Below are 9,589 nucleotides of genomic sequence, written 5' to 3'. Positions count from 1 at the left end.
GTGTCGTTGATCACGTCCATGCGGTGCTCGTCGGCGATGTCGGCGACAGCGTTGACGTCCTCGTCGGAGAGGTCGTGGTCTATCTTGACCAACAGGGGGACGCGCCGGCCGGTGACCGCGCGGTCGGCGGCCTCGCGGACGGCCGTCAGCAGCGGGCGCAGCGACTCCGTGGCCTGGAGGTTGCGCAGACCGGGTGTGTTCGGGGAGCTGACGTTGACCACGAGATAGTCGGCGTGCGCGGCCAGCCGCTCGGTCGACTTCACATAGTCGGCGGCGGCCTCGGCCTCCGGCACGACTTTGGTCTTGCCGATGTTGACGCCCACGACGGTCCGGAAGACGGGAGTACGGGCCGCCAGGCGCTCGGAGACGGCCGCGGAGCCCTCGTTGTTGAATCCCATGCGGTTGATCAGCGCGCGGTCCGGCACGAGGCGGAACAGCCGCTTCCTGGGGTTGCCGGGCTGCGGCTCCCCGGTGACCGTGCCGATCTCGATGTGGTCGAAGCCGAGCATCGACATCCCGTCGACGGCGACGGCGTTCTTGTCGAAGCCCGCCGCGAGTCCGAAGGGGCCGTGCATGCGCAGCCCGAACGCCTCGGTGCGCAGTTCCTTGAAGCGGGGCGCGAGCGCGGCGGCGACGAAGGTGCGCAGGACGGGGACGCGGGCGACGAGCCGGATCCAGCGGAAGGCCAGATGGTGGGCCTGCTCCGGGTCCATCCGCTTGAAGACGAGGTTGAAGAAGAGCTTGTACATGATCATGTCCTCGAAAGAGCCCGGTGGGGCCTCATCAGGGGGCGGGGGCCTCATGAAGAGGGGGACACCGGAGTCCGGTGTCCCCCTCGGGGCCGCTAGTCGCGCGAGGCGATCAGATGCTCGGCGTGTTCCTGGAGCGACCGCACGCCCACGTCGCCGTGGTTCAGCGCGTCGATGCCCTGGACGGCGGCGGCGAGCGCCTGCACCGTCGTCAGGCACGGGACCGAGCGGGCCACGGCCGCCGTGCGGATCTCGTAGCCGTCGAGACGGCCGCCGGTGCCGTACGGCGTGTTGACGATGAGGTCGACCTCGCCGTCGTGGATGAGCTGGACGATGGTCTTCTCGCCGTTGGGGCCCTCGCCCTCGCTCTGCTTGCGCACGACCGTGGCGTTGATGCCGTTGCGCTTGAGCACCTCGGCCGTGCCGGAGGTGGCCATCAGCTCGAAGCCGTGGGCGACGAGTTCCCGCGCCGGGAAGATCATCGAACGCTTGTCGCGGTTGGCGACCGAGATGAAGGCGCGGCCCTTGGTGGGCAGCGGGCCGTACGCGCCCGCCTGCGACTTCGCGTACGCCGTCCCGAACACCGAGTCGATGCCCATGACCTCGCCGGTGGAGCGCATCTCCGGGCCCAGCACCGTGTCGACGCCGCGTCCGTGGATGTCGCGGAAGCGCGACCACGGCATGACGGCCTCCTTGACGGAGATCGGCGCGTCGAGCGGCAGGGTGCCGCCGTCGCCGTTCGCCGGGAGCAGGCCCTCGGCGCGCAGCTCGGCGACGGTCGCGCCCAGCGAGATACGGGCGGCGGCCTTCGCCAGCGGCACCGCGGTCGCCTTCGAGGTGAAGGGGACGGTGCGCGAGGCCCGCGGGTTGGCCTCCAGGACGTAGAGGATGTCGCCGGCCATCGCGAACTGGATGTTGATCAGGCCGCGGACGCCGACGCCCTTGGCGATGGCCTCCGTCGAGGCGCGCAGCCGCTTGATGTCGAACCCGCCGAGGGTGATCGGCGGCAGCGCGCATGCCGAGTCGCCGGAGTGGATGCCGGCTTCCTCGATGTGCTCCATGACGCCGCCGAGGTAGAGCTCCTCGCCGTCGTACAGCGCGTCGACGTCGATCTCGATCGCGTCGTCGAGGAAGCGGTCGACCAGCACCGGCCGGGAGGGGCTGATCTCGGTCGACTCGGCGATGTACGAGGACAGCCGCGTCTCGTCGTACACGATCTCCATGCCGCGCCCGCCGAGGACGTACGAGGGCCGGACGAGGACGGGGTAGCCGATCTCGTCGGCGATGGCCTTGGCCTCGGCGAAGGTGGTGGCGGTGCCGTGCTTGGGGGCCGGCAGGCCCGCCTCGGCGAGCACCCGCCCGAAGGCGCCGCGGTCCTCGGCGGCGTGGATCGCCTCGGGCGGGGTGCCGACGACCGGCACGCCGTTGTCCTTGAGCGCCTGCGCCAGACCGAGCGGGGTCTGGCCGCCGAGCTGCACGATCACTCCCGCGAGGGGACCGGCGAGCGACTCCGCGTGGACGATCTCCAGCACGTCTTCCAGCGTCAGCGGCTCGAAGTACAGGCGGTCGGAGGTGTCGTAGTCCGTGGAGACGGTCTCCGGGTTGCAGTTGACCATCACGGTCTCGTAGCCCGCGTCGCTGAGCGCGAAGGAGGCATGGACGCAGGAGTAGTCGAACTCGATGCCCTGGCCGATGCGGTTCGGGCCGGAGCCCAGGATGATCACGGCGGGCTTCTCGCGCCGCGCGACCTCGGTCTCCTCGTCGTAGGAGGAGTAGAAGTACGGCGTCTTCGCCGCGAACTCGGCGGCGCAGGTGTCGACCGTCTTGTACACCGGGCGCACACCCAGCGCGTGCCGCACCTCGCGCACGACGTCCTCGCGCAGCCCCCGGATCTCGGCGATCTGGGCGTCGGAGAAGCCGTGGCGCTTGGCCTCGGCGAGCAGCTCGGGGCCGAGCTTGTCGGCGGCGGCCAGCTCGTCCGCGATCTCCCTGATCAGGAACAGCTGGTCGACGAACCACGGGTCGATCTTCGTGAACTCGAAGACCTCCTCCTGCGTGGCGCCCGCGCGGATGGCCTGCATGACGGTGTTGATGCGGCCGTCGGTGGGCCGGACGGCCTCGCGCAGCAGCTCGTCCTTGTCGCCGGGCTCGCCGACGAAGGTGAACTGGCTGCCCTTCTTCTCCAGCGAGCGCAGCGCCTTCTGCAGCGCCTCGGTGAAGTTGCGGCCGATCGCCATGGCCTCGCCGACCGACTTCATGGTGGTCGTGAGGGTGGAGTCGGCGGACGGGAACTTCTCGAAGGCGAAGCGCGGGGCCTTCACGACGACGTAGTCGAGCGTCGGCTCGAAGGACGCCGGGGTCTTCTCGGTGATGTCGTTCGGGATCTCGTCGAGCGTGTAGCCGACGGCGAGCTTGGCGGCGATCTTGGCGATCGGGAAGCCGGTGGCCTTCGACGCGAGCGCGGAGGAGCGCGACACCCGCGGGTTCATCTCGATGACGATGATGCGGCCGTCGACGGGGTTGACCGCGAACTGGATGTTGCAGCCGCCGGTGTCGACGCCGACCTCGCGGATGATCGCGATGCCGATGTCGCGCAGCCGCTGGTACTCGCGGTCGGTCAGCGTCATCGCCGGGGCGACGGTGATGGAGTCGCCGGTGTGGACGCCCATCGGGTCGAAGTTCTCGATGGAGCAGACGACCACGACGTTGTCGTTCTTGTCGCGCATCAGCTCCAGCTCGTACTCCTTCCAGCCGAGGATGGACTCCTCCAGGAGCACCTCGGTGGTCGGGGAGAGCGTGAGGCCCTGACCGGCGATGCGGCGCAGCTCCTCCTCGTCGTGGGCGAAGCCGGAACCGGCGCCGCCCATGGTGAAGGAGGGCCGGACGACGACGGGGTAGCCGCCGAGCGTCTCGACGCCCGCGATCACGTCGTCCATGGAGTGGCAGATCACGGACTGGGCGGACTCGCCGTGGCCGATCTTCTCGCGCACGGCCTCGACGACGCCCTTGAAGAGGTCGCGGTCCTCGCCCTTGTTGATCGCCTCGACGTTGGCGCCGATCAGTTCGACGCCGTACTTCTCCAGCACACCCTGCTCGTGCATGGAGATCGCGGTGTTGAGGGCCGTCTGGCCGCCGAGCGTCGGCAGCAGGACGTCCGGGCGCTCCTTGGCGATGATCTTCTCGACGAACTCGGGGGTGATCGGCTCGACGTACGTGGCGTCGGCGATCTCCGGGTCGGTCATGATCGTCGCCGGGTTGGAGTTGACGAGGATGACCCGCAGGCCCTCGGCGCGCAGGATGCGGCACGCCTGGGTGCCGGAGTAGTCGAACTCGGCGGCCTGGCCGATGACGATCGGGCCGGAGCCGATGACCAGGACGGACTGGATATCGGTGCGCTTAGGCACGCTGGCCCTCCATCAGGACTGTTTCCATCAAAGACGTGAAGCGGTCGAACAGGTAGGCGGCGTCGTGCGGGCCGGCTGCCGCTTCGGGGTGGTACTGGACGCTGAAGGCCGGCTGGTCGAGCAGGTGGAGGCCTTCCACCACGTTGTCGTTGAGGCAGACGTGGGAGACCTCGGCGCGGCCGTAGGGGGTCTCGGAGACCTTGTCGAGCGGAGCGTCGACGGCGAAGCCGTGGTTGTGCGCGGTGACCTCGACCTTGCCGGTCGTACGGTCCTGCACGGGCTGGTTGATGCCGCGGTGGCCGTACTTCAGCTTGTAGGTGCCGAAGCCGAGGGCCCGGCCGAGGATCTGGTTGCCGAAGCAGATGCCGAAGAGCGGCGTCTTGCGGGCGAGGACTTCCCGCATGACGGCGACGGGACCGTCGGCGGTCGCCGGGTCGCCGGGGCCGTTGGAGAAGAAGACGCCGTCCGGGTTCACGGCGTAGATGTCCTCGGCGGTGGCCGTCGCGGGCAGCACGTGCACCTCGATGCCGCGTTCGGCCATCCGGTGCGGGGTCATGCCCTTGATGCCCAGGTCGACGGCGGCGACGGTGAACCTCTTCGCGCCGATCGCGGGGACGACGTACGCCTCCTTGGTGGCGACCTCGGCGGCGAGGTTCGCGCCCTTCATCTCGGGCGCCTGGCGCACCTCGGCGAGCATGGTGCCCGCGTCGGGCAGCGCGTGGCCGGAGAAGATGCCGACGCGCATGGCGCCGCGCTCACGCAGATGGCGGGTGAGGGCGCGGGTGTCGATGCCGCTGATGCCGACGACACCCTGGTTGCGCAGTTCCTCGTCCAGCGAGCGCCGGGAGCGCCAGTTGGAGGGCACGCGCGCGGGGTCGCGGACGACGTATCCGGCGACCCAGATCCGCTTCGATTCGGGGTCCTCGTCGTTGACGCCGGTGTTGCCGACGTGCGGGGCGGTCATCACGACGACCTGGCGGTGGTACGACGGGTCGGTGAGGGTCTCCTGGTAGCCGGTCATGCCGGTGGAGAACACCGCTTCGCCGAAGGTCGCCCCCACGGCCCCGTAGGCGCGGCCTTGGAAGACCCGGCCGTCCTCCAGGACGAGTACGGCGGGAAGCGCCTTCTCCCTCTGCGAGGCGTTCCCCTGAGTGGAGGTCGTCATCGTGCGCCTTCCGTTTCCGTCTTGTTGATCATGTCGTTCAGGGTGTCGACCCATTCGTTGTGCTCGGCCGCGCGGTCCGAGCGGAAGCCGGAGTCGAGGAGCCTGTCGCCGTGCGCCCAGGTGACGACGAGGAGTCCGCCCTCGGTGAGGACCTTGCCCGCGATGCCCTTGTCGAGCCGGGCCTCGCGCAGCTGCGAGGCCGGGACGAAGAAGTCGTTCGCACCGGGGCGTACGACGTCCAGTCCCGCGTCCGTCAGGGTGAGCTCGGCCCGGCTGCGGGTGCCCAGGCCGTGCGCCACGATGCGGTCGAGCCACTGTCCGGCGGTGGTGGAGCCGTGGTAGCGGCCGCTCATGCTCAGTCTCGCCGGGCCGGTGTCTTCCGGCGCGGTGGGAAGCTCGGGCAGGTCGCCCTGGAGGGTGCCGCGCCACTTCCAGCCCTCGCGCATCAGCCAGTAGACGAGCGCGATGAAGAGGGCGAGGCCGACGAGCCAGCCGATCCGAGCGGCCCAGTCGGTCACTTCCGCCGACTTCTGTTCGGCGGCCATGGAGATGAGAGGTGTCACGCGAGCTTCCCGTCGACGAGGGTGGCCTTGCCCCGCAGCCAGGTGTGGGTGACCCGGCCCGGCAGCTCACGTCCCGCGTAGGGGGTGTTGCGGCTGCGCGAGGCGAAGCCAGCGGGGTCCACCGTCCCACGGTATGCCGTGTCGACCAGCGTGAGGTTGGCGGGCTCACCTGCCGAGACGGGACGTCCGTGGCCGGTGGCCCGGCCGATCGCGGCGGGCTTGACGGACATGCGGTCGGCGACGCCGGCCCAGTCGAGCAGCCCGGTCTCGACCATCGTCTGCTGGACGACGGACAGCGCGGTCTCCAGGCCGACCATGCCCATGGCGGCGGCGGCCCACTCGCAGTCCTTGTCCTCGTGCGGGTGCGGCGCGTGGTCGGTGGCGACGATGTCGATCGTGCCGTCGGCGAGCGCCTCGCGCAGCGCCATGACGTCCCGCTCGGTGCGCAGCGGCGGGTTGACCTTGTAGACCGGGTTGTACGAGCGCACCAGTTCGTCGGTGAGGAGCAGGTGGTGCGGGGTGACCTCGGCGGTCACGTCGATGCCGCGGGACTTGGCCCAGCGGACGATCTCGACGGACCCGGCGGTCGACAGGTGGCAGATGTGGACGCGGGAGCCGACGTGCTCGGCGAGCAGCACGTCCCGGGCGATGATCGACTCCTCGGCCACCGCGGGCCAGCCGCCGAGACCGAGTTCGGCGGAGACGACGCCCTCGTTCATCTGGGCGCCCTCGGTGAGGCGGGGCTCCTGCGCGTGCTGGGCGACGACGCCGCCGAAGGCCTTCACGTACTCCAGCGCGCGGCGCATGATCACCGCGTCGTCGACGCACTTGCCGTCGTCGGAGAAGACCGTGACGCCGGCCGCGGACTCGTGCATGGCGCCCAGTTCGGCGAGCTTCTTGCCCTCCAGACCGACCGTGACGGCGCCGATCGGCTGCACGTCGCAGTAGCCGTGCTCCTGGCCGAGCCGGTAGACCTGCTCGACCACACCGGCGGTGTCGGCGACCGGGAAGGTGTTGGCCATGGCGAACACGGCCGTGAAGCCGCCGCTCGCCGCCGCGCGCGTGCCGGTCAGCACGGTCTCGGAGTCCTCGCGGCCGGGCTCGCGCAGGTGGGTGTGCAGGTCGACGAGGCCCGGCAGGAGCACCTTGCCGTCGGCCTCGACGACCTCGGCGCCATCGGCGGACAGCCCGGTGCCGACGGCCTCGACGACCTCGCCGTCGATCAGGACGTCCTGCGGCTCGCCGCCGAGCACCTTCGCACCACGGATCAGAATCTTGCTCATCGTCTTACTTCTCCTCGGTACGGGTGTGGGTGACGGCGGGCTCGTTGCCGCCCAGCAGCAGATAGAGCACGGCCATACGGATCGAGACACCGTTGGCGACCTGCTCGACGACGGTGCAGCGGTCGGAGTCGGCGACCTCGGCGGTGATCTCCATGCCGCGGACCATCGGGCCGGGGTGCATCACGATGGCGTGCTCGGGCATCTTCGCCATGCGGTCGCCGTCGAGCCCGTAGCGACGCGAGTACTCGCGCTCGGTCGGGAAGAACGCCGCGTTCATCCGCTCGCGCTGCACGCGCAGCATCATCACCGCGTCGGACTTGGAGAGCGTGCTGTCGAGGTCGTACGAGATCTCGCAGGGCCAGGTCTCCACGCCGACCGGCACCAGCGTGGGCGGCGCGACGAGGGTGACCTCGGCGCCGAGGGTGTGCAGCAGGTCGACGTTGGAGCGCGCGACGCGGGAGTGCAGGACGTCGCCGACGATCGTGATGCGCTTGCCGGACAGGTCCTGGCCGATCCCGGCGTCCCGGCCGACGAGGCGGCGGCGCATGGTGAAGGCGTCGAGCAGGGCCTGGGTGGGGTGCTGGTGGGTGCCGTCGCCCGCGTTGATGACGACGGCGTCGATCCAGCCGGAGGTGGCGAGCCGGTACGGGGCTCCGGAGGCGCCGTGCCGGATGACGACGGCGTCGACCCCCATGGCCTCCAGGGTCTGGGCGGTGTCCTTGAGGGACTCGCCCTTGGAGACGCTCGACCCCTTGGCGGTGAAGTTGATGACGTCCGCGGAGAGCCGCTTCTCGGCGGCCTCGAAGGAGATCCGGGTACGGGTCGAGTCCTCGAAGAAGAGGTTGACCACGGTGCGGCCGCGCAGGGTCGGCAGCTTCTTGATCGGCCGGTCGGCGACCCGGGCCATCTCCTCGGCGGTGTCGAGGATCAGGACGGCGTCGTCGCGGGTGAGGTCGGCGGCCGAGATGAGATGACGCTGCATCTGTCAGGCTCCGTAAGGAAGTTCAGGGAGGATTCGGGCATGCGGGCGCGCGGGAGCGCACTCGGCGGCGTGGGCCGGAGTGCTACTGCTGCTCGCCCGGGGAGGTCCGCTTGGCACCGAGCAGCACGGTGTCGCGACCGTCCTCCTCGGCGAGCTGGACCTTGACCGTCTCCCGCAACGACGTGGGGAGGTTCTTGCCGACGTAGTCGGCGCGGATGGGCAGTTCGCGGTGGCCCCGGTCGACGAGGACCGCGAGCTGCACGGCGCGCGGCCGGCCGATGTCGTTCAGCGCGTCGAGCGCGGCGCGGATGGTGCGGCCGGAGAAGAGCACGTCGTCGACGAGGACGACGAGGCGGCCGTCGATGCCGTCACCGGGGATCTCGGTGCGGGCCAGCGCACGGGGCGGGTGCATGCGCAGGTCGTCGCGGTACATGGTGATGTCGAGGGAGCCGACCGGGATCTTGCGGTCGGTGATCTCTTCGAGCTTGTCGGCCAACCTGCGGGCCAGGAAGACACCGCGGGTCGGAATGCCGAGGAGCACCACGTCGTCGGCGCCCTTGGCGCGCTCGACGATCTCGTGGGCGATGCGGGTCAGCACCCGCGCGATGTCGGGCGCCTCGAGAACGGGCCGCGCATCGGCTTCGTACTGCTGCTTGTCGTGCTCGGTGTCCATAAGAAACGGACCTCCTTCTCCGCCTCACGGGACGGATCATTAAAGGACGTCGGATTTGCGCCATCAACGGTACCAGCCCGGCAACGGACCTGATCACCCACCTTTGAGCCACCCCCGGTGACACCCGTGCGAGGGCCGGTCGAAAATCCTTCGGCTTGACGGGGGAGAGTAACGCTGCGTAACCTCACAGTGAGTCACCAGCCGCGCGGCGGAGCCGCACGTTGATACAGCGTCCGGGGAGCTATATGTCCAGCGAATACGCCAAACAGCTCGGGGCCAAGCTCCGCGCGATCCGCACCCAGCAGGGCCTTTCCCTCCACGGCGTCGAGGAGAAGTCCCAGGGCCGCTGGAAGGCGGTCGTGGTCGGTTCGTACGAGCGCGGCGACCGCGCCGTCACCGTGCAGCGCCTTGCCGAGCTGGCGGACTTCTACGGGGTTCCGGTTCAGGAGCTGCTGCCCGGCACCACTCCGGGCGGGGCCGCCGAGCCGCCGCCGAAGCTGGTCCTCGACCTGGAGCGGCTGGCCCACGTGCCGGCCGAGAAGGCGGGCCCGCTCCAGCGCTACGCGGCGACGATCCAGTCGCAGCGCGGCGACTACAACGGCAAGGTGCTGTCGATCCGCCAGGACGACCTGCGCACCCTCGCCGTCATCTACGACCAGTCCCCCTCGGTCCTGACCGAGCAGCTGATCAGTTGGGGCGTGCTGGACGCGGACGCGCGCCGCGCGGTCGCCCACGACGAGGGCTGACCCCTTAGGACAGCTCAGCAGAAA

Annotated in this window: 8 protein-coding genes; 1 reads left to right on the top strand and 7 read right to left on the bottom strand. The window is 70.0% G+C overall.

What is annotated here, in order from left to right; genetic code table 11:
- The 7 genes from ACFWBT_RS38800 to pyrR form a co-directional block, all read right to left on the bottom strand.
- The coding region (locus ACFWBT_RS38800) for a quinone-dependent dihydroorotate dehydrogenase (RefSeq protein ID WP_385708286.1) at nucleotides 1–749 on the bottom strand (749 nt) is incomplete at its 3' end.
- A 95-nt stretch (nucleotides 750–844) separates the two neighbouring features.
- Nucleotides 845–4,153 (bottom strand): carbamoyl-phosphate synthase large subunit, encoded by a 3,309-nt coding sequence (gene carB / locus ACFWBT_RS38795; protein WP_385708283.1) that lies wholly within the window; start codon nucleotides 4,151–4,153, stop codon nucleotides 845–847.
- Nucleotides 4,146–5,318: a glutamine-hydrolyzing carbamoyl-phosphate synthase small subunit gene (gene carA / locus ACFWBT_RS38790; RefSeq protein ID WP_385708280.1), complete on the bottom strand. Its 1,173-nt coding sequence runs from the start codon at nucleotides 5,316–5,318 to the stop codon at nucleotides 4,146–4,148. Before carA ends, carB begins: the two co-directional genes overlap by 8 nt.
- Entirely contained in the window at nucleotides 5,315–5,863 is a 549-nt protein-coding gene (locus ACFWBT_RS38785; protein WP_385708289.1) for a hypothetical protein, read from the bottom strand. Before ACFWBT_RS38785 ends, carA begins: the two co-directional genes overlap by 4 nt.
- A gap of 14 nt (nucleotides 5,864–5,877) precedes the next feature.
- Entirely contained in the window at nucleotides 5,878–7,164 is a 1,287-nt protein-coding gene (locus tag ACFWBT_RS38780; protein WP_385708277.1) for a dihydroorotase, read from the bottom strand.
- Between the two features lie 4 nt (nucleotides 7,165–7,168).
- Nucleotides 7,169–8,146: an aspartate carbamoyltransferase catalytic subunit gene (locus ACFWBT_RS38775; RefSeq protein ID WP_356463746.1), complete on the bottom strand. Its 978-nt coding sequence runs from the start codon at nucleotides 8,144–8,146 to the stop codon at nucleotides 7,169–7,171.
- Nucleotides 8,147–8,228: 82 nt separating this feature from the next.
- On the bottom strand, nucleotides 8,229–8,819 hold the full coding sequence (gene pyrR, locus ACFWBT_RS38770) for a bifunctional pyr operon transcriptional regulator/uracil phosphoribosyltransferase PyrR (protein ID WP_351539154.1): 591 nt from the start codon (nucleotides 8,817–8,819) through the stop codon (nucleotides 8,229–8,231).
- 245 nt (nucleotides 8,820–9,064) lie between these two features.
- On the opposite strand from pyrR, the gene bldD reads away from it, so the two are divergent.
- On the top strand, nucleotides 9,065–9,565 hold the full coding sequence (gene bldD / locus ACFWBT_RS38765) for a transcriptional regulator BldD (RefSeq protein WP_037621142.1): 501 nt from the start codon (nucleotides 9,065–9,067) through the stop codon (nucleotides 9,563–9,565).
- Nucleotides 9,566–9,589 lie beyond the last annotated feature (24 nt).

Source organism: Streptomyces sp. NPDC060027 (genome assembly GCF_042737005.1).
GTDB lineage: Bacteria > Actinomycetota > Actinomycetes > Streptomycetales > Streptomycetaceae > Streptomyces.
The sequence above is the reverse complement of the archived record's forward strand: the minus strand, read 5'-3'. Positions and strand labels throughout refer to the sequence as shown.

Excerpts from the sequence above, each read along its gene's own strand:
- carA (WP_385708280.1), bottom strand. The coding sequence starts at position 5,318 with ATGACGACCTCCACTCAGGGGAACGCCTCGCAGAGGGAGAAGGCGCTT.
- ACFWBT_RS38785 (WP_385708289.1), bottom strand. The coding sequence starts at position 5,863 with ATGGCCGCCGAACAGAAGTCGGCGGAAGTGACCGACTGGGCCGCTCGG.
- ACFWBT_RS38780 (WP_385708277.1), bottom strand. The coding sequence starts at position 7,164 with ATGAGCAAGATTCTGATCCGTGGTGCGAAGGTGCTCGGCGGCGAGCCG.
- ACFWBT_RS38775 (WP_356463746.1), bottom strand. The coding sequence starts at position 8,146 with ATGCAGCGTCATCTCATCTCGGCCGCCGACCTCACCCGCGACGACGCC.
- pyrR (WP_351539154.1), bottom strand. The coding sequence starts at position 8,819 with ATGGACACCGAGCACGACAAGCAGCAGTACGAAGCCGATGCGCGGCCC.
- bldD (WP_037621142.1), top strand. The coding sequence starts at position 9,065 with ATGTCCAGCGAATACGCCAAACAGCTCGGGGCCAAGCTCCGCGCGATC.